The sequence below is a fragment of the Skermanella mucosa genome (genome assembly GCF_016765655.2).
GTDB classification, from domain to species: Bacteria; Pseudomonadota; Alphaproteobacteria; order Azospirillales; family Azospirillaceae; genus Skermanella; species Skermanella mucosa.
Window position 1 is genome coordinate 38983 of the sequence record NZ_CP086106.1, and the last position, 24335, is coordinate 63317.

Sequence of the window (24335 nt, forward strand, 5' to 3'; positions counted from 1 at the left end):
TTGCGGCAAGTCAGTCGCGCCGGATGAAGATCCAGCAGCCGCCGTCCGAGGCGGGCTGGATGCGCACCTGGAGTTCCCGCGCGCGGTCTGCGAAATCGCCGATCCAGCCGAACTCCAGGTTGTACTTGCCGGCGGCCCTGGCGTGGTCGATCCGGCCGCGAAACTCCTTGTCGTCCATGCAGGGCGCCATGTCGGTGAAGAACGACCGGCCCAGCGCCGGACGCGTCCCGTAGCCGGAAAGCCGCGCCTCCGCGGCGCTGTAGAAGGTCACGTCGCCCTTGGCGTCGAGCCGGATCGCTCCGAAAGACAGCGCATCGACCTCGGACCCTGACAACCGTTCGATGGCCCCGGCGAGGTCGGGCATGTCGAAATCGACTTCGGACGAGTCGTTCATGGCCTGCTCCGTTGTTGGGCGTCGGGACCCGTGAGATCGGTGAAACAGGCGATGCCCAGGATGTGGGTCACCAGGGTGCCGTCCGACGAGAGGGGCAGCAGCAGCCGTTCGAACAGCAGCGGCGCCGCGTCGGCAAGCGCGTAGCGGGCATATTCGTAGGAGGGCGATTCCGATTCGATGCACCGGCGGTACGAGGCGCCGGCGGAGCCAAGCTCTTCTCCGCCATCATCGACCAGTTCGCCGACCAACGGCCGGCCCAGCCTCCGGGCGAGTTCGTCGCCGATCCGCAGGTAGCGGAACTCCCCGGTGCGGCCGCTGCCGATCACTTCGACCAGGAAGCCGTTGTCGGCCACGGACCCGTCGTCGGGTGGGAAAAGATCAGGCCCCGGCAGGCCGCCGTCCGTGGCCCGGGCCTTCTTCCAGCGGTCATAGGCATCGCGCAGGCGGGGACTCCTCAACCGGTTGCGCAGCTTGTCCGCCGCCGCGGGTTCTGCCTGAAGTGCCGGCGGAAGGCGGCCCAGCCGTTCCAGGACCGCCTCGGCAAGCTGTGCCTTGCTGAACGGCTTCCGGAGCAGCCGCTCGCCGTCCGGAACGGTGTCCTCGCGGTCGCCGCTGATGAACAGGACCGGCAGGTTCGGCCGGTCGAGCCGGAGCCGGGTCCCCAGCACCGGGCCGGAGTCGCCCGGCATCATGATGTCGGTCACGACGAGGTCCAGCGGGTCCGTGAGATGCGCCAGCGCGATCGCGGTCTCGGCGCTCCGGGCCTCGATCACGGCGTAGCCGAGATCGCGCAGCAGGTGCGCTGTCAGCGCCCGGAGGCTGTCGTCGTCGTCCACCAGCAGGATCGTGGCGCCTTCCGGCGGGGCAGCCCCGGCGTCCGGCAGTTGCTCGTCCTTGTGCGCCGAGATCTGGGCGCGCGGCAGGTGCAGTTCGATCGTCGTACCGGTCCCGATGGCGCTGAGGATGCGCAGCTTGCCGCCGGACTGCGTGGTCAGGGCATGGGCGGAGGCGAGGCCCAGGCCGGTGCCCCTGCCGCGCGGCTTGGTGGTGAAGAAGGGCTCCGACGCCCGGGCGACCACTTCCGGAGTCATGCCCACGCCGCTGTCCTTCACGGAGATGAGGATTCCCTCCCGCGATCCCGTGCGCTCGTCGGCGGGAAGGTTCCGGGCCGATATCTCCAGCTCGCCGCCGTTCGGCATGGCGTCCCGGGCATTGGCCGCTAGGTTCAGCAGGACCGCGTTCAGGCGCGAGGGGTCGACGATCACCGGCCAGAGATCGTCCTGGAGGTCGAAGGCGCAACGCACCCCGCTGCCCGCGGTGTGGCAGATCATGTCCTCGCTTTCGCGCAGGATCGCGGCCAAATCGACCAGGGCCGGCTGCGTCTCCTCCCGCCGGGCGAAGGCCAGCAGGTGATGGATCAGGCCGGTCGCGCGGACCACAGCCTGCTCCCCCAGGTCGAGGATCCTGACCTGCTCCGGAACGTCGATCCGCCGCCTGAGCAGGCTGTAGCTGCTCTGGATGACAGCCAGGATGTTGTTGAAGTCGTGCGAGACGCCGCTGACCAGCTGGCCCAGCGCTTCCAGCTTCTGGGACTGCAGCAGCGCCGCCTGGGTCTCTTCCCGCCGGCGGATCTCCGCCGTGAGTTCCCGGGCGGCGTCGGTCAGCGCGCGGGTGCGCTCGGCGACGCGCGCCTCCAGGGCCGCGTTGCTGTCCCGCAGGATGGCCTCGGCGGTCTTGCGCTCGGTGACGTCCCAATTGACCCCGATGATGCGCTCTGGTTTGCCGGCCGCATTCCGCTGCACGCCGCACCGGATCGACAGCCAGCGGACCTCCTCCCCTTGCCGGAGCGGATCCGGAGGGCGCCGGACGCGGAAATCCAGCTCGAACCCCCGGCCCGTCCGGACGGCCTGGTCTATCCGGTCCAGCAGGGTGGCGCGATCCTTGGGGTCGATCAGTGCCCCGAACGCATTGAGGCTCGGCGCGGGCGTGGCCGGGTCGATCCCGAAGAGGCGGTACTGGATATCGTTCCAGGCCATGCGGGTGTCCGTCACGTCCATCTGCCAGATGCCGACCGCGGCGGCGTCGAGCGCGAAGCGCAGGCGTTCCTCGCTCTCCCGCAACGCCGCCTCGACCTGCTTGCGGGCGGTGACGTCGGCGGTGATCCCGGTCAGGCGGACCTTGCGGCCGTCCCGATCGAAAACGGCCGCTGCGGATTCCTCGAGCCAGGCCACCGCGCCGTCGGGGCGCTGGTATCTGTAGGAGACGGTGTAGTTCGGGGAAGCAGGCTCCAGCCGGGCCACGGCGGCGGCGAACTCCGCGCGATCCTCTGGATGGACGGTGGCGAAGAAGTTCCGTCCGGTATCCGCCGTCGCATTCCCCTCCAGGCCGAGGATCGCCGCGCAGCCTTCGCTCCTGCGCACTTCGTCGGTCCCGATGTCCCAGTCGAAGGCGAACATGCGTCCGGCGGCCATCGCGCGGGCCAGCTGTTCCTCGGCGTCGATCAGCTGGCGTTCCAGCAGCTTGTTCGCGGTTATGTCCGTGGTGGTGCCGACGAAACCGGTGATCTCTCCCGTATCGTTCCGCTCAACCAGGGATTCGCCCAGCACCCAGGTGGTTTTGCCCGACGGCGTGCGGAAGCGGTATTCTAAACGGAAAGGCCGGTTCTCAAGGGCGCTGCGACGCCATTCGGAGAAGACCCGGTCGTAGTCCTCCGGATGAAGGAAATCGGTCCAGCCATTGCCGAGCGCCTGCTCCGGCCGGGCGCCGGCCATTTCGCACCAGCGCTCGTTGACGCCGGTGCAGCGCCCCTCCGGGTCGGTGCGGAAGATCCCGACCGGCGAGCCGAGCTCCAGGATACGGTACTGGCTTTCGGCCGCGCGCAGCGCCATGGACCTCTCGTCCAATTTCTGGAAGGCGGTGGTGAGAGCCAGGCCGATCTCGTTGGCTTCCCGCCAGCCGGTGCGGATCCGGGGGACGGCTTCGCCGCCCCGCAACGCCCTGCCCGCCAAGGTCAGCCGTTGCGCCGCCCGCGACATGCGGAGGCCCAGGCCATAGGCCAGGAGCCCGGACAGGGCGAGCAGGACGCTGCCGAGCAGAACGGAAGACCAGATTTCGGCCATGACCGCGGCGTCGACGGCCTGGTCGGGCAGGTCGACCGTGGCGACCCATCCGGTCAGGTCGGACCTGCTGTAGCCCGAGACGAGATCGGCGCCTCCCGGTCCGGCCGCGGTCGTCACGCCCTCGCTTGCGATCCTTCCGGGGGGGCCGGCCCCCCCGGCGTTCTCCCGATTCGGGCCATCCAGGTTCTGGCCGTCCAGATCCGGACCCTCCCGGGCCGGCACGCGGCTCAGGACGTTGCCTTTGCGGTCGGTGACGGTGGCGGTCAGGCCGTCGCCGATTCGGGCCTGGGTCAGGATGTCCTCGATGCGCTTCAACGGAAGGCTGGCGGTCAGGAAATAGGCGACCTCTCCGGCTCGAAAAACCGGGACGACGATGCCGACGACCTCGGTCCCCGAGACCGGCCCGATCACCAGGTCCGATACGCGGGGCATCCTGGTTTCGAGAACGGACCGCGCGACATCGTCGTCGAAGAAGGAAGGCAGCGGCGTGTTCCAGGGGACCCGCGTGTTGAGCCGCTGCCGCTCGGTCCGGTCGGTCAGGAGGATGACGATACCGTGGCGCTCGGTGATCCGGCTCGCCAGCTGGTGGAAGGTCGCGAAATCCTCCTGCTGGAGCGAGGGCATCAGGGCCAGGGTCTCCAGCATCGCCGTTACGCCGCGCATGTCGCGATCGATCATGGCCGTGATCGATCGCGATTCCTTGAGCAGATCCCGCTCGATCTGCGACCGCTGGAGACCGACTTGATGCAGCAGCAGATAGGACGCGAATATCGAAATCGGTATGAACAAGCCAAGAGCGAGCAAAACCAGATGGCCCCTGGTGGAAATGCCTTGGTTTCTACAGACTAAGCTAATACGAGACATTAGTGGCTAGCCCCTGGCTTTGCCTCATTTATTTGTTTCTACCCACAAGTCCGTTATTTGTATAATTTTTTCTTGGTTCGGACTTCAGCCATTTATCCGGTATGACGGGTATAGGATGCGCCGCGGACAGGCCACCACGGAAAACAGCTATGTTGTAACATGCACATCCCTTCACGGGCCAGTGACATGATCCGGCGATCTCGTGTCCTGGTCTTCTGTCCCGGCCGGCGAGGGCGCGCAAATCTAACCCTTTATTTTCCACTCTTTGCCGTCATGCTTCGGGATCATCCGACCGCCGTGATCCCCGCGGCCGCCTCGCGGTCCTCCCGGGCCAGGGCGGTCAGTCCGAAATCGTGCAGGATCGCGTAAAGCGACGGGACCACCACCAGCACCAGCACGGTGGACGCCAGCAGGCCGAACACCAGGCTGACCACCAGCGGCTGGAGCACCTGGGCCTGGAGGCTGCGCTCGGCCAGCAGCGGCAGCAGCCCGGCGATGGTGGTCAGCGAGGTCAGCAGCACCGCGCGGAAGCGCTGGCGGCTGGCGATCCGGGCGGCCGACACGACGTCGCGTCCTTCCCGCGCGCGGAGCTTGACGAACTCGACCAGCAGGATCGAGTCGTTGACCACGATGCCGGCCAGCGAGACGAAGCCGATCATGCTCGGCATGGAGACGTCGAAGCCGGCGAGCCAGTGTCCCCAGACCACGCCGATCAGCGCCATCGGGATCGCGACCATGACGATGACCGGCTCGACATAGCTGCGGAACTGAAGGCTCAGCAGCACGAAGATGCCGAACAGGCCGATCATGAAGCCGCGCTTGAGGCTGTCGCCGGTCTTGCCCTGCTCCCGCTCCTGGCCTTCCAGCGTGATGTCGACCTCCGGGTAGCGGGCGCGCAGCTCGGGCAGGAAGCGGGCGCGGGTGTCCGCGATCACCTCGTTGGCGTTGGCGATCCGGGTGTCGATCTCGCCCCGGACGATCACGGTGCGCCGGCCGTCGATCCGGCCGATCCGGGCATAGCCGCGGTCCGGCTCCAGCACCGCGATCGAGCGCAGCGGCGCCTGGCCGCCGTCGGGCAGGGTGACCGGGAAATCCTCCAGGTCGGCCAGGGTGGTTCGGTCGGCCGCGGCCAGCCGGACATCGACCTCGATCGATTCGCTGCCGACCTGAAGCTCCGCCGCGGTCTGGCCGAAATAGGCCGCCCGGAGCTGGGCCGCCAGAGCCGCCGAGTCGAGCCCCTGGCCGAAGATGCCTTCGCGCAGGCGGAGCCCCATTTCCGGCTTGCCGGGGCGCAGGTCGTCGGACAGGTCCTCGACGCCCCGGTAGCGGCCCAGCCAGTCCTGGAGTTCCAGGGAGGCCGCCTTCAGCCGGTCCAGGTCGCCGCCGGCCAGCCTTATGTCGATCGGCAGGCCGCCGGGGCCGACCTGCGCCTCCTTGAAGGTCAGCGCCAGCACGTCGGGCAGGGGACCGATCTCGGCCCGCCACAGGGCGGTGATCTCGTCGATCGTGCCGTCCCGCCGCTCGGCCGTCAGCAGGTCGGCGGAGACCGAGGCGAGGTGCGGCCCGGTCTCGTAGGCGTCCTGGTTCTCGTTGAAACGCACGGTTACCGCCCGCACCAGGGCGGCGCCGTCGGGCTGGCGCGGGGCGAGATGCGCCGTGACGCGGTCCAGCGCCTCGGTCACCCGGTCCACCACCTCCTCGGTCCGGGCCAGCGGCGTGCCCTGGGGCAGCAGGATGCGCGCCTCCAGCACGTTGCCGTCGATCTGCGGGAAGGCCCGGAACTTGACGGTGCCGCCGGCCAGCATGGCGGCCGACACCAGCACCGCGCAGATCACCAGCCCGAGCGTCAGGTAGCGCCACTCGACCGCCCGGTCCACCAGGCCGCCGAGCAGCCGGTCGCGCACGAAGTCGAACCCGCGGTCGAGGTGGACCCGCACCGCGTTCCGCCGCTCGCCGCCGGGCGGGATGCTCTTCGCCAGATGGTGCGGCAGGATCAGGAAGGCCTCGACGATGCTGACCGTCAGCGCGATGATCAGCACCACCGGAAGGACCGCCATCACCTTGCCGATGTCGCCCTGCATCAGGATCAGCGGCCCGAACACGCATACCGTGGTCACGTAGGAGGCGAAAACCCCCGAGGCGACCTCGCGCGTGCCGTCGATCACCGCCTCCATCGGCGGCAGCCCGGCGGCAAGCTTGGTGGCCACGTTCTCGGCGATCACGATGGCGTCGTCCATCAGCAGGCCCAGCGCGATCAGCAGGCCCACCATGGTGATCATGTTGATCGACAGGCCCATGAACTGCATGGCGAAGACGGTGCCGGCCAGCGCCACCGGCAGGCCCATGGCGACCCAGAAGGAATAGCGTAGGCTGAAGAACAGCCACATGGACAGGAAGACCAGCGCGATCCCCTGGAACGCGTTGCCGGTCAGCATGTCCAGCCGGTCCTGCACGATCGAGGAGACGTCCTGGGTCAGCGCGTAGCCGACGCCGGGAGGGGCGGAGCGCAGCTCCTGCTCGACGAAGCCGCGGACCGCGGCCATGACCCGCAGCGTGTCCTGCTGCTTGGTCTTGGTCACGCGGAGCATGGCGGCGCGTTTGCCGTCGAACAGGGTCTTGGCCTCGTCCAGCTCGAACCGTTCGGTGATCGCCGCGATGGCGCCCAGCCGCACCTCGCCGCCGCCGGTCCCGCCGATCACCACGAGGTCGGCGAGCTGGCGCACGGTCCGCCGCTCGTCGGCGAACCGGACGGTCAGGCTGCGCTCCGCCGTCTCCAGGGTGCCGGCCGGCTGGTCCAGGCTCTGGCGGCCGATGATGCCGGCGACGTCGGCGACGCTCAGCCCGTGGGCGCGGAGCGCGCCCTGATCCAGCTCAACCCGGATCTGGCGCTGGGAGAAGCCGGTCAGCGTCGCTTCGGACACCTCGGGCAGGCGCAGCAGGCGCTCGCGCACGCCCTCGGCGTAGATCTTCAGGTCGGGCACCGACATCGGGCCGGTGATGGCAATCGACACCACCCGGTCGGTCAGGTTGAGCCGCTTGATCACCGGCCGCTCGACCAGGTCGGGGAAGGTGGTGATCGCCTCGACCTCGGCCTTGACGTCCTCCAGGAAACGGTCGGGATTGCCGCCCTCGACCATGTCGATGATCGCGGCGGCCAGCCCCTCGCGCGATTCGCAGCGGACCTCGTCCACGCCGCTGACGCCGGCGACCGCGTCCTCGATGCGCTGGCAGACGGCCTCCTCGACCTCCTCCGCGCTGGCGCCGGGGTAGGGGACCTGGATCTGCACCTGGCTGAGGGTGAAGTCGGGGAAGGTCTCCCGCCGCAGCGACGGCGCCGTGACCAGCCCGATCACCAGCAGGAACAGCATCAGCAGGTTGGCGGCGGTCGGGTGGCGGGCGAACCAGGCGATCATGGGGCGTGACCGGTCAATGCATCGGGGGTGCGGCGGCGGCATCCCGCGCGAGGCCGGACTCGGCGGCCTCGTCGCGGAGCGGCGCCAGCAGCATGCCCTCCACCGCCGGGATCAGGTCGGAGATCACCACGCGCTCGCCCGGCTTCAATCCTTCCGCAATCGCTATGAAGCCGCCATGGGCGTCGGCGACCGTGACGCGGCGGATTTCCAGCCGGTCGTCCCGGGTGGCGACATGGACATGGTCCCCGGGCTGCAGGGCCGCCCGGGGGATGACCGGCACCGGCGGGCCGGGGGGAGCCCTCAGCTCGACCTCGACGAACATGCCCTTGGTCAGCGGCGGCCGGATCCCGGGAATCGCCTTGGCGTAGGGCTGGTCCACCACGACCATCACCTCGATCGTGCGCGTCTTGGGATCGACGCCGTCGCCCATGCGGGCGAAACGGGCGGGCCACTCGGCCGACAGGGTGCCGGTGCGCAGCCGGACCACCGCCTCCAGCCCCAGCTTGTCCAGCGGCGGCAGGCCGCGGTCGGGCTCGACCGAGCCGCCGCCGAGCAGCCCGGCGACGAGCGGCCGCAGCCGGTCCAGCGGCACCTGGGCCGCCACCTCGGCCAGCTCGATCCCGTCGGCGCCGGCGAGCTGGGTGCCGGGCGCCGCGTACTGCCCGCGTTCCACCGAGACCTCGTTGATCCGGCCGGCAAAGGGCATGCGGATCTCCGTCCGCTCCAGCGCCAGCCGGGCCTCGGACAGCTGCGAGTCCTGGAGGGCCGCCGTTGCCCGCAGCTGGTCGCGCTGGCTGGGGATCAGGTCGAGCGAGGTCTGCTGGCCCTGGAGCCGCTGGCGCTGGGCCAGCATCGAGTTGAGCGCCTGGTCGAGCGCCGACTGGCTGCCGGCGCCCGAGGCGGACAGGTTGCGCTTGCGCTCCACGTCCTGGGTGGCGACGGCCAGCGCCTCGCGCTCGATCGCGACCGCCTGGCGGAGGTTGGCCTCGCGGACGTCCAGTTCCCGGATCTGCGCCTCGGTGGAGCGCTGCTGCGCCTCCATCCGGGCGATCGCCAGCTCGTAGTCGGCGGGGTCGATCCGCACCAGCAGGGCGCCGGCGGGAAGCAAGGCGCCGCGTTTCAATTCGGGATGGATCTCGACGACGGTGCCGCCGACCTGGGCGATGGCGGTCCAGACCCGGTCGGGGCGCACCGGGCCGAAGCCCGTGGCGCGCGGGGCCACGGGCAGGGCCGCTACCTCGATCACCCGCGCCGGCCGCGCGGTCTCGGCCCGCTCGACCTGGACGGGCACCGCCTTGTCGCGGGCGAAGGTGACGAGGACGAAGGCGCCGAGCAGGACGGGCGGGACGATCAGGAGGCGGCGCCACCATGACCTGCCCGTCGCCCCCGGTGCGGGGACCCGGTCTTCTCCGGGCCGGCTGGCGGACATGGCGGAATTCCTCGGACCAATTGTTTCAGGTTGCGCTAATATATCCGGAAGGGACCGTCGGCGCTCACCTGAAAATGTCGCAGGGCCGCCCCTTTTCCAAGGGCGGCCCCGGACATGCGTCACAAGGACGTCAGCGGGCGGTGGCGGGCGCCTCCTCCGCCCTGGGCCCGCTACCGCCGCCACCACCCCGGGTCATGACCAGGGACACGATGACGCCGGCGGCCAGCAGGCCGAAGGTGACCGACAGCGAGATGACCGGGTCCAGCTTGCCGTAGAACTGGTTGTAGAAGATCTTGCCGCCGATGAAGATCAGCACCAGCGACAGCGCGTATTTGAGGTAATGGAACCGGTGGACCATCGCCGCCAGCGCGAAATAGAGCGCCCGCAGGCCCAGGATCGCGAAGATGTTGCTGGTGTAGACGATGAACGGGTCGGTCGTGATCGCGAAGATCGCGGGCACGCTGTCCACCGCGAAGACCAGGTCGGCGAACTCGATCAGCACCAGCGCCAGGAACAGCGGGGTCACGAACCGCACCATCCTGCCCGATCCTTTCGGGTCCGGAAGCTTTACGAAGAACTTTTCGCCGTGGAGCCGGTCGGTGACGTTGAGACGCCGGCGCAGGAACTTCAGGATCGGGTTCTTCTCGATGTCCGGCATGTTGTCGGACACCAGCAGCATCTTGACGCCGGTGATCAGCAGGAAGGCGCCGAAGATGAACAGGATCCAGTCGAACTCGGTGACCAGGGCGGCGCCCAGGCCGATCATGATGCCGCGCAGGACGATGACGCCCAGGATGCCCCAGACCAGCACGCGGTGCTGGTAGAGCCGGGGGATGGCGAAGTAGCTGAAGATCAGCGATATGACGAACACGTTGTCCATCGCCAGGCTCTTCTCGACGAAGAAGCCGGTGAAGTACTGCATGCCCGGCTCGGGGCCGAAATACCACCAGACCCAGGTGCCGAACAGGCAGCCCATGGCGATGTAGCCGGCGCTGAGCCAGAGGCTCTCGCCGATGCCGATTTCGTGTGTCTTGCGGTGGAGCACGCCGAGGTCGAAGGCCAGGAGGGCGATGACGATGGCGATGAAGGTGAACCAGATCCAGGCGGGCTTGCCGAGGAAGTCCGCCGAAAGGACGGCGAGAAGGGCGTCCATGTGCCGAATGACCCGTTACGCTGCTGCGTCGGCTGTTGCTGACGAAGGTCCGACATCACGGTCGACGCCTCGACCGCCAGCGGGGCCCGGACCCTTATGCTTTGGCCAAGCCGAGATGGTCCCGGGCACCCATCGGCACAAGTCCCCGATAACCGAAATCCAACCAATCGAAAGACGATGGCCGCAAACTCAGCCGGGCGGCGGGGCCGGGTCGGACGGCGGCGCCGGGCGCAAGGCGACCGTGAAGACGGCTCCCCCCTGCTCGTGGTTGGCGGCGGTGATCCGGCCGCCGAAATCCTGGACGATCCCGTAGCTGATCGACAGGCCGAGCCCCAGCCCCACGCCCACCTCCTTCGTGGTGAAGAAGGGGTCGAACAGCCGGGGCAGGTCGTCCTCCGGGATGCCGGGACCCGTGTCGCGCACCTTCAGCAGGACAAGCCCGTCCTCCTGCCCCAGGCTGACCGTGACGGCCCTTCGGTTGCGGGTGGAAACCGCGTCCAGCGCGTTGCGCAGCAGGTTGACGACCACCTGTTCCAGCCGCGCCTCGTCGGCCAGCACCATCGGAACCTGTTCCGGCACCGTTTCGTCCGGCAGTTCGAGCACCATGTCGGCGCCCAGCGCGTTGGCCTGGGCGCCCAGCAGCGCCATGGACCGTTCGACCGCGACGCGGGGGGAGACGGGGCCCAGCATGCCGGACGACTTGCGGGCGAAGGTCTTGAGCTGCCGGGTGATGGCGGCCACCCGTTCGGTCAGTCCCGTGATCTCCAGCAGGTTGGCGCGCACCAGGTCCAGGCGCCCGCGGTCCAGCAGCAGCCCGGCATTCTCGGCGTAGGACCGGATCGCGGAGATCGGCTGGTTGACCTCGTGGACGATGCCCGCGGCCATCTGGCCGAGCGCCGCCAGCTTGGCTGCCTGGATCAGGTCCTCCTGGGCGCGCCGGGCCGCCTGTTCCGCCCGCTCGCGTTCGGCGATCTCATCGGTCAGGCGCGCGTTGGCGGAGCTCAGCTCGGCGGTCCGCTCGGTGACCCGATGCTCCAGCATCAGCTGGGCGCGCCGCTGGTATTCCAGCCGCTCCACCATGGCCAGCCGGCGCTGGAGCACCACCAGCCCGGCCGCCAGCAGCAGGAGCGTCGCGATGCCGGCGCTGAGTCCGGCCGACCAGGCGCGGGCGTCGGCCGGCCTGCTGTCGAGCGCCACATGGACCCTCCAGTCCGTGTCGGGGACCGGCGATTGGTGGACCAGGGCGCTGTCCAGCCGGGGCAGGGGCTCCAGGCCGGTGCCCTCGTACTGCTGGCTGGCCTCGAACTCGCGCCGGGCCTCCGGGGACAGCGGCGCCAGGGTGCGGAAACGCCAGTCCGGGACGTTGGTGATGAAGACGACGCCGTGCCGGTCGGTGACGAAGACCCGTTCGCCGGCCATGTCGTGCCAGGTCGCCTCCAGCGGCTCCATGGCGACCTTGGCGACCACCACGCCGACCGCGTGGTGCTCCGCCCAGACGGGAGCCCAGACCGGGTACGCAATGTAATAGCCGGGCTTCTGCGAAGTCGTTCCCATCGCGAAATAACGCCCGACGCGCCCCGCCAGCGCCTCCCGGAAATAGGGGCGGAAAGCGAAGTTGCGGCCGATGAAGCTGGTCTCCTCGGTCCAGTTGCTCGACGCCAGGGTGGTCCCGTCGCGCGCCATGACGTAGAGCGCCGACAGCGACGCCCCGGCGTTCAGCGTCGCCAGCTTGCGGTCGACCCGGTCCACAAGGGCGACGTCGCGCGGCGAGGCGAGCAGGGCCGCCACGTCGGGGTCCCAGGCCAGGGTCAGCGGCAGGACGCGGTACTTCTCGATCTCGGCGGTCAGGGTGGCGGTATAGAGCGTCAGCCTTGCCTGCGCCGTCTCGGCCAGCTCGTCCAGAGCCTGCCCGCGCGCCCACTCCGCCGCGATCCAGGAGGCGGGCGGCACCAACAGGCAGGCCGCCAGGGCCAGGGCCGCCGCCAATCCGCGGAAACCGCGCGGGCGGGACCCCGGCCATGCCGGGAGCCACCTTCCCCATCCCTTGCCCCATCCCTTGGTCGATCCGGTCACGGCGCCCTGCCTTTCCCGCGTTTCGCCTGCGAAACGACTGCCGGCATCAGTCCAGTTGCAGTACCTGAGCCTTCAGGTAGGCGGTCTCCGGCAGGTGCGGGTGGACCGGGTGGTCGGGCGCGGCACCGCCGGTCCGCAGTATGCGCCCCGACCGGCGGGCGTCGTCCAGGCCGCGGGCGACCTGCTCGGAGAACAGCGGCACGTCCACATTGTGGCTGCACGACGCGACCAGCAGGAAGCCGCCCGGCGCCGTGATCGAGGCGGCCAGCCGCGTCATCTTGCGATAGGCCCGGGTCCCGGCCTGCAGGTCCTTCTTCGATTTCACGAAGGCCGGCGGGTCGGCGATCACCACGCCGAACCGCTCGCCGGCCGCCGCCAGCCGCTCCAGTTCCTCGAAGGCGTCGGCCCGGCGGAACTCGCACAGGCCGGCGACCCCGTTGGCTTCCGCGGCGCGGGCGCCGCTGGCGAGGGCCGCCTCCGACCGGTCCACCGCGACGACCGACGCGGCGCCGGCCTTGGCGCACTGGACCGCGAAGCCGCCGTTGTAGCTGTAGAAGTCGATCACCCGCGCGCCGCATGCCAGCGCCGCGATCGCCGCCCGGTTGTCGCGCTGGTCGTAGAACCAGCCGGTCTTCTGCCCGGCGCCCGGATCGGCGAAGAAGGTGCAGCCGTTCTCCTCCAGCCGGACCGCGCCGTCCAGCGATCCTCTGGCGACCCTGACCTCGCCGCCCAGGCCTTCGAGCCCGCGCGCCGGGCTGTCGTTGCGCAGGACCACCGCGGCGGGGGACAGCACCTCGTCCAGCGCCTCCAGCAGGTCCGGGGTCAGCCGGTCCATCCCGGCGGAGTTGGCCTGGACGACCACCGCGTCGCCGAACCGGTCGATGATCAGGGCCGGCAGCCCGTCGGCCTCGGCGTGGACCAGCCGGTAGAACGGCCGCTCGTAGAGCCGCTCGCGCAAGCCCAGCGCCCGGCGCAGCCGTTCCGCCAGGAAGCCGCGGTCGACCGCGGCTTCCGGGTCGCGCGACAGCATCCGCGTGCAGATCAGCGTGTGCGGGTTGAAGGTGGCGGCGCCCAGCGGCACGCCGTCGTGGGTCACCACCCGGACGACGCTGCCCGGCGGGATCGCCTTGGCCGCGTTGTCCATGTGGATCTCGTTGGAATAGACCCAGGGATGGCCGTGCTGGACCCGCTTGTGCCGGCTCGGCTGCAGGCGGATCGTGGGTCGGGGGGCAATGTCGCTCATGGCCCGCAGTCTAGCGGTTGCCGGCGCCCTGGCAACAGCGAGAGGCGCCCCTACTGGTCGTTGGCGACGTCCAGCGCCACGGGCGCCATGTCGACCATCAGCTTGCACAGCCTCAGGGTCTCGACGGCATGGCCCGCCTCCCGGAAGCTGTTCAGCAGCCAGTTGCAGTATTCCGGCAGGCTCGAATAGTCGTCCGGCAGGTTGGTGTGGATGGCGGCGCAGCCGAGGTCGTCGGCGACCCTGTCCATCGCGCCGAGCAGCGCGTCGGCGGCGCCCGCCAGATCGAACAGGTCGAGCACGATGAAGTTCTCGACCGCCAGCACCCGGCCGTGCCGCAGGTGGTTCTCCACCGCGTAGCTGAACAGGCCGTGGATGTAGCCGCGGGCGTTCTGCACCGTCATGATTCCCCGGGACCGGGTTCGGCCCTTTCCCGAGGGGGATTGGCCGCCGGTTTCAAGCTCCGGAACCGCCAGGACGGCTGCGGCAAATTCGCGCCATCGCTCCACGTCGAGATCGGGTGCGATGGTCTGCACCACCGGGAAAGCCTGGTCGATCTGACGGCGGGCTAAGGGTTTTGCAACATAAGTGTCGTGCATGGGCGTCTCGACCACGGGTGCTGGCGTGACGATGGCAGCCCCCGCGCCCACGGGTCCTTGACGTAGATCAATGTTGCCGGCCAGCGGCATCCCCATAGTCCCCACCCGTCAAAGGGATTTGCGTACGTGCCGCGTGCCGTCGCGGCGGTGCGGACCCGGCACGATGGAATAAGAGCAACCTTACGGTGGCGAGGAACGACCGGCCCGTCCGGCCCGTCCCCGCCAGACGGGAGATATAGGTAATGACAGCAGCGACCCTGTCCCACGGTTCGTCCGTGGGAGGCGAGCGGGCAGGTGAGGAGACCGTCTCGTACAACGAGGCTGTCATCCGCCTGTTCGTCATCGCCACCGTTTTCTGGGGCGTGATCGGCTTTATCGCCGGCATCTTCATCGCCCTGCAACTGGCGTTCCCGGCGCTGAACCTGGGCCTGGAATGGACCAGCTTCGGCCGCCTGCGGCCGCTGCACACCTCGGCGGTGATCTTCGCCTTCGGCGGCAACGCCCTGTTCGCCACCTCGCTGTACGTCGTCCAGCGCACCTGCCGGGCTCCGCTCTGGGGCGGGCCGGCGATCGCCAACTTCCTGTTCGTGGGCTACCAGCTCTTCATCGTGCTGGCGGCGTCGGGCTACGTGCTGGGCATCACCCAGGGCAAGGAATACGCCGAGCCGGAATGGTACGTCGACCTGTGGCTGACGGTCGTCTGGGTGGTCTACCTGCTGACCTTCGTCGGCACGATCATGCAGCGCCGCGAACCCCACATCTACGTGGCCAACTGGTTCTACCTGGCGTTCATCGTGACCATCGCGATGCTTCACCTGGTCAACAACCTGAACGTCCCGGTCTCGTTCTTCGGCACCGCCAGCTATCCGCTGTTCGCGGGCGTGCAGGGCGCGCTGGTCCAGTGGTGGTACGGCCACAACGCGGTGGGCTTCTTCCTGACCGCCGGCTTCCTGGGCATGATGTACTACTTCATCCCCAAGCAGGCGGGCCGCCCGGTCTATTCCTACCGGCTGTCGATCATCCATTTCTGGTCGCTGATCTTCCTCTACATCTGGGCCGGCCCGCACCACCTGCACTACACGGCCCTGCCGGAATGGGCGCAGACGCTGGGCATGACCTTCTCCGTCATGCTGTGGATGCCGTCCTGGGGCGGCATGATCAACGGCATCATGACCCTGTCCGGCGCCTGGGACAAGCTGCGGACCGACCCGGTCCTGCGCTTCCTGGTCACCTCGGTCGCGTTCTACGGCATGAGCACCTTCGAAGGCCCGGTGATGTCGATCAAGGCTGTCAACGCCCTGTCGCACTACACCGACTGGACCGTCGGCCATGTCCACTCCGGCGCGCTCGGCTGGGTCGCCTTCGTCAGCTTCGGCGCGGTGTACTACCTGGTTCCCCAGCTCTGGAAGGCCCAGCGGCTCTATTCGCTGCGGCTGGTCAGCTATCACTTCTGGACCGCCACCATCGGCATCGTCCTCTACATCACCGCGATGTGGATCTCGGGCATCATGCAGGGCCTGATGTGGCGCGCCTATGACAATCTCGGCTTCCTGCAGTACTCGTTCGTCGAGACCGTGGCGGCCATGCATCCCTTCTACGTGATCCGCGCCATGGGCGGCGTGCTGTTCCTGATCGGCGCCCTGATCATGGTCTACAACCTGTGGCGGACGACCAAGGGCGACATCCGGGTCGAGAAGCCCTACGTCACCGCCCCGACGCGCAAGTTCGCGCCGGCCGCCGAGTAAGGACCCAGCACGATGGCTAGCACCGACAAGAAGCCCGGCCTTTTCAATCACGGGCTGATTGAAAAGAACGTCACCCTGATGATGGTCCTGATCCTGCTCACCGTCTCCATCGGCGGCCTGGTCGAGATCATCCCCCTGTTCACCATCGAGACCACCATCGAGAAGGTGGAGGGGGTCCGCCCCTACACCCCGCTCGAGCAGATGGGCCGCAACATCTACATCCGCGAAGGCTGCTACAACTGCCACAGCCAGCAGGTCCGTCCGTTCCGCGACGAGGCCGAGCGCTATGGCCACTACAGCCTGGCGGCCGAGAGCATGTACGACCATCCGTTCCAGTGGAGCTCGAAGCGCACCGGCCCGGACCTCGCCCGGGTCGGCGGCAAGTACTCCAACCAGTGGCAGGTCGCCCATCTGGTCGATCCGCGCGCCGTGGTGCCGGAATCGATCATGCCGGGCTACGCCTTCCTCCTGGACCGCCCGCTGAAGTACGGCGACGTCAAGGACCACCTGAAGACCCTGAGCATCGTCGGGGTGCCCTACACCGCCGAGCAGATCGACGTCGCCGCCAAGGACCTGGAGGTCCAGCAGCGTCCCGACGGCGAGACCGACGGCCTCCTGGCCCGCTATCCCAAGGCTGTCGTCGCCGACTTCGACGGCAACCCGAAGGTCGTGACCGAGATGGATGCGCTGGTCGCCTACCTCCAGATGCTCGGTACGCTGGTCGATTTCACGAAGTATCAGCCGGCCGATCTCAAGCAATAGTTGGTGGAACCAGTGGATCTGAACGCAATCGCGTCATTTTTGCGCTCCTTTTGGACGGTTTGGTTGATGCTGCTGTTCGTCGGCGTCCTGTTCTGGGCCTTGCGGCCCAAGAACAAGTCGAAGTTCGACGAGGCCAGCCGCATCCCGTTCAAGGATGAAGGCCAGGAGAAATAGGTCATGCCGACCAAGGTTGAAAAGGACTCCCTGTCGGGGGTCGACACCACCGGCCACGAGTGGGACGGTATCCAGGAACTGAACAATCCGCTGCCGAAGTGGTGGCTCTACGTCTTCTATGTCTGCGTCGCCTTCTCGGTGGTGTACTGGATCCTGTACCCGGCGATCCCGCTGGGCAAGACCTACACCGCCGGGATCCTGGGCTACAGCCAGCGCGAGACGGTCGTCGCCGACCTGGCGAAGGCCCGCGAAGCCCAGGGCGCCTTCCGCTCGAAGATCGAGACGTCCTCGTTCGACGAGATCCTGGGCAACCAGGACCTGCTGGCCTTCGCCACGGCCGGCGGCCGCACGGCCTTCGCCGACAACTGCGCGGCCTGCCACGCGGCCGGCGGCGCCGGTGCCAAGGGCTACCCGACGCTGGCCGACGACGACTGGCTGTGGGGCGGCAAGGCGGACGACATCCACACCACGCTGCTGCACGGCATCCGGTCGACCAACGACGAGGACACCCGCATCTCCGAGATGCCGAAGTTCGGCGTCGACCAACTGCTGACCCGTCCGCAGATCGACGACACGGCCGAGTATGTCCTGTCGCTGACCGGCCGGGAAACGGACAAGGCCGCCGCCGGCCGCGGCGCCACGGTGTTCGCCGAGAACTGCGCGTCTTGCCACGGCGAGAAGGGCGAGGGGATGCGGGAAGTCGGGGCTCCCCGGCTGAACGACAACATCTGGCTCTATGGCGGCGACAAGAAGTCCGTCGTCGAGTCGATCACCTATGCCCGCGCCGGCGTCATGCCGGCCTGGAGCAGCCGTCTGGACCCGGTCACGATCAAGCAGCTCGCCGTCTACGTCCACAGCCTGGGCGGCGGCGAGAAGTAAAAGGCACCTCCCGCAAGGGTCGGCACCTGGGCAACGCCGGGGAAGTCCGCTTCCCCGGCGTTCGCTTTTCCGCAGCCGCAGTCGCGACCGCCCGCCGCGAACCATTTCTTCATTCCATCCGTGTTAATCCGTGGATATCCGTGTCCATCCGTGATCCTGCCACGTCCGTCCGGCAGGAGCCGCACCGGGTATCCCGACGATGCGCCGCCCGTACTTCCTGATACCCGCATTCCTGCTTGCGCTGATGCCCGGGCCGTCCCGCGCCGAGCAGCAGAGCCTCGACCGAACCGCGCCGCCGCATTTCGAGGCGTTCCCGGTCTCCCCCTGGCCGCCGGACTGGCTGTACCCGTTCCGCGCCACCCCGATCCGGCCGGAGCGGATCGTCTACCGCCTCAAGGGCAGCGTCCGCCAAGTTGCCAAGGTCGATCCCGTCCTGTCCAAGGCCTGCCGCCGGGGCGCCTTCGTCCAGCGGCTCAACTGGATCTTCCGGGTGCAGTCGTCCGACGACCGGCCCTACGGCATCGGCTGGGGATCGGGCGTCAACCTGCACGATCCGGAAAAACGCAGCACGCTCGACAAGGTCTACCTGTTCGACCGGCAGGATACGGGGCTCTGCGCGGTCTGGGTCGCGCCGCTGGAGACCCTGCGCCGCTATCTCGATCCCAGCCCCGCCCGCTGAGCCAGCACGCGCAAAGCGCGACCTCCCACGCGTGCGTCCGGAGCAATCCTGCGATCACCGGGCAACGTCGCGCTTTCCGCAGGGGGCCTGAGCCTCTATATAGGGGCGGGCCGTCACTCCGGGGTCTTCAGCGGTCGGATCGGCGTGCCGTTCATTCGAACCTTCTCCCCTTTTCGGGGAGGGGAATTTTGTTGCGCCTGAAGTTACCAGAGCCCGAGCCCCATGCCAAAACGTACCGACATCAAGTCCATCGCCATCATCGGCGCCGGCCCCATCGTCATCGGCCAGGCTTGCGAGTTCGACTATTCCGGCGTCCAGGCCTGCAAGGCCCTGCGCGCCGAAGGGTACCGGGTCATCCTGGTGAACTCCAATCCCGCCACCATCATGACCGACCCCAACCTGGCCGACGCGACCTATATCGAGCCGATCACCCCGGCCACGGTCGCCAAGATCCTGGAGAAGGAGCGGCCGGACGCGCTGCTGCCGACCATGGGCGGCCAGACCGCGCTGAACACCGCGATAGCCCTGGACGACGACGGCACGCTGGCGCGCCTGGGCATCGAGATGATCGGCGCCAACAAGCAGGTGATCGCCAAGGCCGAGGACCGGCTGCTGTTCCGCGACGCCATGGACAAGATCGGGCTGGAGAGCCCGCGCAGCCGCATGGTCCGTTCCTTCGACGAGGCGCTCGAGGCCTTGGCCGAGACCGGCCTGCCCGCGATCATCCGACCCAGTTTCACGCTGGCCGGCACCGGCGGCGGCATCGCCTACAACAGGGCCGAGTTCGAGGAGATCGTGCGCGGCGGCCTGCGCGCGTCGCCGACCCGCGAGGTGCTGATCGAGGAGTCGGTGCTGGGCTGGAAGGAGTACGAGATGGAGGTCGTGCGCGACGGCGCCGACAACTGCATCATCGTCTGCGCCATCGAGAACATCGACCCGATGGGCGTCCATACCGGCGACAGCATCACCGTGGCGCCGGCGCTGACGCTGACCGACAAGGAATACCAGATCATGCGCAACGCCTCGATCGCGGTGCTGCGCGAGATCGGCGTCGATACCGGCGGGTCGAACGTGCAGTTCGCCGTCAACCCGGACAACGGGCGCATGGTCGTGATCGAGATGAACCCGCGCGTCAGCCGCTCCTCCGCGCTGGCGTCCAAGGCGACCGGCTTCCCGATCGCCAAGATCGCCGCCAAGCTGGCGGTGGGGTACCGGCTGGACGAGCTGGACAACGACATCACCGGCGTCACGCCGGCCTCGTTCGAGCCGACGATCGACTATGTCGTCACCAAGATGCCGCGCTTCACCTTCGAGAAGTTCCCCGGCACCGAGCCCCTGCTGACCACCTCCATGAAGTCGGTCGGCGAGGCCATGTCGATCGGCCGCACCTTCGCCGAGTCGGTGCAGAAGGCGCTCCGGTCGATGGAAACCGGCCTGACCGGCTTCAACGAGGTGCTGATCGGCGACGGCAACCCCGACCCGCTGACCGTCCGGGCGGCGCTGAGCCGCCCGACGCCGGACCGGCTGCTGGTGATCGCCCAGGCGTTCCGCCACGGCCTGAGCGTCGACGAGGTCCACGCCGCCTGCAAGTACGACCCCTGGTTCCTGGAGCAGATCCAGGCGATCGTCGCGGCCGAGGCCGCCGTCCGCACCGGCGGCCTGCCCGCCGACCGGCGGGGCTGGCTGCGCCTGAAGCAGGCCGGCTTCAGCGACGCCCGGCTGGCCGAGCTGGCCGGCACCGGCGAGGCCGAGGTCGCGGCGGCGCGGCGCGGTCTCGGCGTCACGCCGGTCTACAAGCGGATCGACACCTGCGCCGCGGAGTTCGCTTCCCAGACGCCCTACATGTACTCGACGTACGAGGCGGACGGGCTCGGCGGCGCCGAGTGCGAGGCGGAGCCGTCGGACCGCAGGAAGGTGATCATCCTGGGCGGCGGCCCCAACCGCATCGGCCAGGGCATCGAGTTCGACTATTGCTGCGTCCACGCCGCCTATGCGCTCGACGAGGCCGGGTACGAGACCATCATGGTCAACTGCAACCCGGAGACGGTCTCGACCGACTACGACACCTCCGACCGGCTCTATTTCGAGCCGCTGACCGCCGAGGACGTGATCGAGCTGGTCCGGGTCGAGCAGAGCCGGGGCGAGGTGCTGGGCGTGATCGTCCAGTTCGGCGGCCAGACGCCGCTGAAGCTGGCGCGCGACCTGGAAGCCGCCGGCATCCCGATCCTGGGCACCTCGCCCGACGCGATCGACCTGGCGGAGGACCGCGAGCGGTTCCAGCAGCTGCTTCACAAGCTGGGCCTGCACCAGCCGGCCAACGGCTTGGCCCGCTCCCTGGAGGAGGCCGAGGAGGTGGCCGCCCGGATCGGCTTCCCCGTGGTGATCCGGCCCAGCTACGTGCTGGGCGGCCGCGCCATGGAGATCGTCCACGACATGGCCGGCCTGAAGCGCTACATGGGCTCCGCCGTCAAGGTCTCGGGCAAGAACCCGGTGCTGATCGACAGCTATCTCCAGGACGCCATCGAGGTGGACGTGGACGCCGTCCGTGACGGCACCCGGGTCTATGTCGCCGGCATCATGGAGCATATCGAGGAAGCCGGCATCCATTCCGGCGACAGCGCCTGCGCGCTTCCGCCCTATTCGCTGCCCGCCGACGTGGTCGCCGACATCTCCCGGCAGGCCGGCATGCTGGCCGACGCGCTCGACGTGATCGGGCTGATGAACGTGCAGTTCGCGGTCAAGGGCACCCAGGTCTATATCCTGGAGGTCAACCCCCGGGCCAGCCGCACGGTGCCGTTCGTCGCCAAGGCGACCGGCACGCCGATCGCCAAGATCGCCGCGCGGGTGATGGCCGGCGAGAAGCTGGACGCGTTCGACCTCAAGGGTCCCAATCCGCCGCACACCGCGGTCAAGGAGGCGGTCTTCCCGTTCGCCCGGTTCCCCAACGTGGACATCATCCTGGGGCCGGAGATGAAGTCGACCGGCGAGGTGATGGGGCTGGACAAGGATTTCAGCCGGGCCTTCGCCAAGGCCCAGTCCGGGGCCGGAGTCGTCCTGCCGCTCCAGGGCGGGGTGTTCATCTCGGTCAAGGACCACGACAAGGCGGCGATGGTGCCGATCGCGGCCAAGCTTCGCGACATGGGCTTCTCCCTGCTCGCCACGGCGGGCACGGCGAAGGCGTTCGGCGAGGCCGGAATCCCGGTGACCCGGGTCAACAAGGTGCTTGAGGGGCAACCGCACATCGTCGACGTCATGATCAACGGCGACGTGCAGTTGGTTTTCAACACGACCGACGGCGCGCAGGCCATGTCCGATAGCTTCAGCTTGCGCCGGACCGCACTCGTCAATAACATTCCCTATTACACGACCGTCGCGGGGGCGCGGGCTGCCGTCGAGGCTATCTCGGCGCTTCGGAGTGGTAGCCTTGACGTGGCACCGCTCCAGTCCTACCTGAGCGGATCGTATTAAGGGGATCGAGGCTCCCGGCGCGGCTGATCTGGCCGCGCCGCAGTCTTCTTCAGCGTCGAGTGGACCGGGAAATGGAAAAAGTTCCAATGACGGCGGCGGGCTACAACCGCCTCCAAGAGGAGTTAAGGCACCTGAAAACGATCGAGCGGCCGGCGGTCATCAAGGCCATCGCGGAAGCGCGGGAGCACGGCGATCTTTCCGAGAACGCCGAGTATCATGCGGCGCGCGAGCGGCAGAGCTTCATCGAAGGGCGGGTGCTCGAGCTTGAGGACAAGATCAGCCGCGCGGAGGTGATCGACGTATCGAAGCTTTCGGGTGACGCCGTCAAGTTCGGCGCGACGATCACCGTCGCGGACGAGGACACCGACGAGGAAACCACGTACCAGATCGTGGGCCAGGACGAGAGCGACATCAAGCAGGGCCTGCTGTCGGTCAGCTCCCCGCTGGCCCGGGCGCTGATCAACAAGACCGTGGGCGACATGGTCGAGGTCCCGACTCCCGGCGGTTCGAAAAGCTACGAGGTCGTGAAGGTCGAGTTCCGCTGAGGCGCCTCGGCGCTTGACGCCCGGTTGCCGGAAGATCGACTGCCCTGAAAATTGACTGACATGAAAAATGCGGGCGAAAGCCCGCATTTTCTTTTTCCGGCATCCCGTGGGGAGGAACGTCTAGTCCTCCTCCTCCAGCTCCTCCTCGTCCTCCGGGAGGTCGCCGATCTCGGTGTCGATGGGAACGCCGGGCAGGGCCTTGGAGGTGCGGATCGCCAGCGCCGACTTGACGTGGCTGACGTTGGGCGCGCTGGTCAGCTTGGTGGTGAGGAAGCGCTGGTACGAGTCCCAGTCCTCCGCCACGATCTTCAGCAGGAAATCCGTCTCGCCCGCGAGCATGTTGCACTCGCGCACCAGCGGCCAGCTATTGACCAGCTCCTCGAATTTCTTTAGGTCCGCTTCGGCTTGGCTGGTCAGCCCCACATGGGCGAAGACGGTCACGCCATAACCGAGGGCTTCGGGGTTGATGTCGGCATGGTAGCCACGGATGAAACCGGCCTCTTCCAGGGCGCGGACGCGCCGGAGACAGGGCGGCGCCGAGATGCCCGCGCGCCGCGCGAGTTCGACGTTGGTCATGCGACCGTCGCCTTGAAGGTCGCGCAGGATGCGCCGGTCAATCCGGTCGAGTTTGACTCGCCGCATGGTCTTCTCTTGTAGCCTCTCGGGATGAATTGGAAAGGATATTACACAGAGCACTGGTTTACGCCAAGACAGAGCCGTCTTACAAGTGCGAAACTTTATAATAGGCGGATTGTGCTATCGACGTCCCCGGTCAGCAACCACGAAGGCCCGTGATCGTGCAAAATCTCACCTGCTGGGTCGTCACAGACGGCAAGGCCGGCATGGAAAACCAGTGCATCGGACTGGCCGAGGCGGTGGGACTCCGGCCTACCGTCAAACGCGTGACCTTGCGCAGCCCCTGGCGCCAGCTCAGCCCCTTCTTCCGGCTGGGGCCGAGGCATTCCACCGCACCCGGCAGCGATGCGCTGGAGCCGCCGTGGCCCGACCTGCTGATCACGTCCGGCCGCGCCAGCGTCACGCCGGCCCTGGGCGTGCGCCGGGCCAGCCGGGGCAAGACCTTCGCGGTTCATATCCAGGACCCCCAGATCCCGCCCCGCCTGCTCGACCTGGTGGTGGTGCCGCAGCATGACAAGCTGCGCGGCCCCAACGTGATCACGACCCGCGGCGCGCTCCACCTGATCACGCCGCGGAAGCTGGCCGACGCGGCGGCCCGCATGGGGCCGGCCTACGGGCATCTGCCCCACCCGCGCATCGCGGTGCTGATCGGCGGGACCAACAAGCTGTTCCGCATGACCCCGGTGATCATGGGCGACGTGGCGGAGAAGCTGGCCAACCTCGCCAAGCGCCACGGCGCCGGGCTGCTGGTGACTCCGTCGCGCCGGACCGGCGCCGACAACGAGGCGATCCTGCGCGCCCGCATGGCCGACGTGCCGTCGGTCGTCTGGGACGGGCAGGGCGAGAACCCCTATTTCGCGTTCCTGGCCCTGGCCGACGTGATCATCGTGACCAGCGACAGCGTGTCCATGGTGTCGGAGGCCTGCTCGACCGGCAAGCCGGTCTACATCATCGAGCTGGACGGCGGCTCGCCCAAGTTCCAGACCTTCCACCAAGCCCTGAAGGACGCCGGCATCATCCGGACCTTCACCGGCGAACTGGACCACTGGACCTACCCGCCGCTCGACGACACCGCCGTGGTCGGCGCGGAGATCCGCCGCCGGATCGAGGCCCGAACCGGCCAGCGGATCGAGCCGCCCCACCCCGCCGGTTGACGCTGGAGC

17 protein-coding genes are annotated in these 24335 nt (G+C 68.3%); 8 read left to right on the plus strand and 9 right to left on the minus strand.

The annotated features are described in order from the left end of the window. Positions 1-10: 10 nt before the first annotated feature. From JL100_RS00185 to JL100_RS00220, 8 genes are all read right to left on the minus strand, one after another. Positions 11-394, minus strand: coding sequence for a PAS domain-containing protein (locus tag JL100_RS00185; protein WP_202681028.1), 384 nt, complete (start codon positions 392-394; stop codon positions 11-13). Continuing rightward, complete coding sequence (locus tag JL100_RS00190) at positions 391-4191, minus strand: PAS domain-containing protein (RefSeq protein ID WP_323378357.1); 3801 nt, start codon at positions 4189-4191, stop codon at positions 391-393. Before JL100_RS00190 ends, JL100_RS00185 begins: the two co-directional genes overlap by 4 nt. Positions 4192-4661: 470 nt before the next feature. Continuing rightward, positions 4662-7790 (minus strand): efflux RND transporter permease subunit, encoded by a 3129-nt coding sequence (locus JL100_RS00195; protein ID WP_202681033.1) that lies wholly within the window; start codon positions 7788-7790, stop codon positions 4662-4664. A gap of 13 nt (positions 7791-7803) precedes the next feature. After that, on the minus strand, positions 7804-9219 hold the full coding sequence (locus JL100_RS00200; protein WP_202681035.1) for an efflux RND transporter periplasmic adaptor subunit: 1416 nt from the start codon (positions 9217-9219) through the stop codon (positions 7804-7806). Between the two features lie 130 nt (positions 9220-9349). Beyond that, complete coding sequence (locus JL100_RS00205; RefSeq protein ID WP_202681036.1) at positions 9350-10372, minus strand: TerC family protein; 1023 nt, start codon at positions 10370-10372, stop codon at positions 9350-9352. A 189-nt stretch (positions 10373-10561) separates the two neighbouring features. Next, positions 10562-12445 carry a sensor histidine kinase gene (locus JL100_RS00210; protein ID WP_202681037.1) on the minus strand — a complete coding sequence of 628 codons (1884 nt, stop codon included), beginning with the start codon at positions 12443-12445 and terminating at the stop codon, positions 10562-10564. 46 nt (positions 12446-12491) lie between these two features. Beyond that, the gene (locus tag JL100_RS00215; RefSeq protein ID WP_202681038.1) at positions 12492-13688 is read right to left on the minus strand and encodes a class I SAM-dependent rRNA methyltransferase; all 1197 of its coding nucleotides are present in this window, start codon (positions 13686-13688) and stop codon (positions 12492-12494) included. 50 nt (positions 13689-13738) lie between these two features. Continuing rightward, positions 13739-14335 (minus strand): hypothetical protein, encoded by a 597-nt coding sequence (locus JL100_RS00220; RefSeq protein ID WP_228420982.1) that lies wholly within the window; start codon positions 14333-14335, stop codon positions 13739-13741. A gap of 191 nt (positions 14336-14526) precedes the next feature. Here JL100_RS00220 and ccoN point away from each other — a divergent pair, with 191 nt between their 5' ends. From ccoN to greA, 7 genes are all read left to right on the plus strand, one after another. Then, positions 14527-16029, plus strand: a complete 1503-nt coding sequence (gene ccoN / locus JL100_RS00225) for a cytochrome-c oxidase, cbb3-type subunit I (RefSeq protein WP_202681039.1) — start codon at positions 14527-14529, stop codon at positions 16027-16029. Between the two features lie 12 nt (positions 16030-16041). Next, on the plus strand, positions 16042-16791 hold the full coding sequence (ccoO, locus tag JL100_RS00230) for a cytochrome-c oxidase, cbb3-type subunit II (protein ID WP_202681044.1): 750 nt from the start codon (positions 16042-16044) through the stop codon (positions 16789-16791). A gap of 66 nt (positions 16792-16857) precedes the next feature. Continuing rightward, complete coding sequence (locus JL100_RS00235) at positions 16858-16965, plus strand: cbb3-type cytochrome oxidase subunit 3 (protein ID WP_407696933.1); 108 nt, start codon at positions 16858-16860, stop codon at positions 16963-16965. 3 nt (positions 16966-16968) lie between these two features. Then, on the plus strand, positions 16969-17844 hold the full coding sequence (gene ccoP / locus JL100_RS00240) for a cytochrome-c oxidase, cbb3-type subunit III (RefSeq protein WP_202681048.1): 876 nt from the start codon (positions 16969-16971) through the stop codon (positions 17842-17844). Positions 17845-18043: 199 nt separating this feature from the next. Then, complete coding sequence (locus tag JL100_RS00245; protein ID WP_202681049.1) at positions 18044-18523, plus strand: hypothetical protein; 480 nt, start codon at positions 18044-18046, stop codon at positions 18521-18523. 222 nt (positions 18524-18745) lie between these two features. After that, the gene (gene carB / locus JL100_RS00250) at positions 18746-21991 is read left to right on the plus strand and encodes a carbamoyl-phosphate synthase large subunit (protein WP_202681051.1); all 3246 of its coding nucleotides are present in this window, start codon (positions 18746-18748) and stop codon (positions 21989-21991) included. A gap of 71 nt (positions 21992-22062) precedes the next feature. Continuing rightward, positions 22063-22536, plus strand: coding sequence for a transcription elongation factor GreA (gene greA / locus JL100_RS00255; RefSeq protein ID WP_158043374.1), 474 nt, complete (start codon positions 22063-22065; stop codon positions 22534-22536). A gap of 120 nt (positions 22537-22656) precedes the next feature. Here the strand turns inward: greA and JL100_RS00260 are convergent, their stop codons facing one another. Continuing rightward, positions 22657-23178, minus strand: a complete 522-nt coding sequence (locus tag JL100_RS00260) for an Lrp/AsnC family transcriptional regulator (RefSeq protein WP_202681053.1) — start codon at positions 23176-23178, stop codon at positions 22657-22659. Positions 23179-23333: 155 nt separating this feature from the next. On the opposite strand from JL100_RS00260, the gene JL100_RS00265 reads away from it, so the two are divergent. Continuing rightward, positions 23334-24326, plus strand: a complete 993-nt coding sequence (locus tag JL100_RS00265; protein WP_228420983.1) for a mitochondrial fission ELM1 family protein — start codon at positions 23334-23336, stop codon at positions 24324-24326. Positions 24327-24335: the final 9 nt, after the last annotated feature.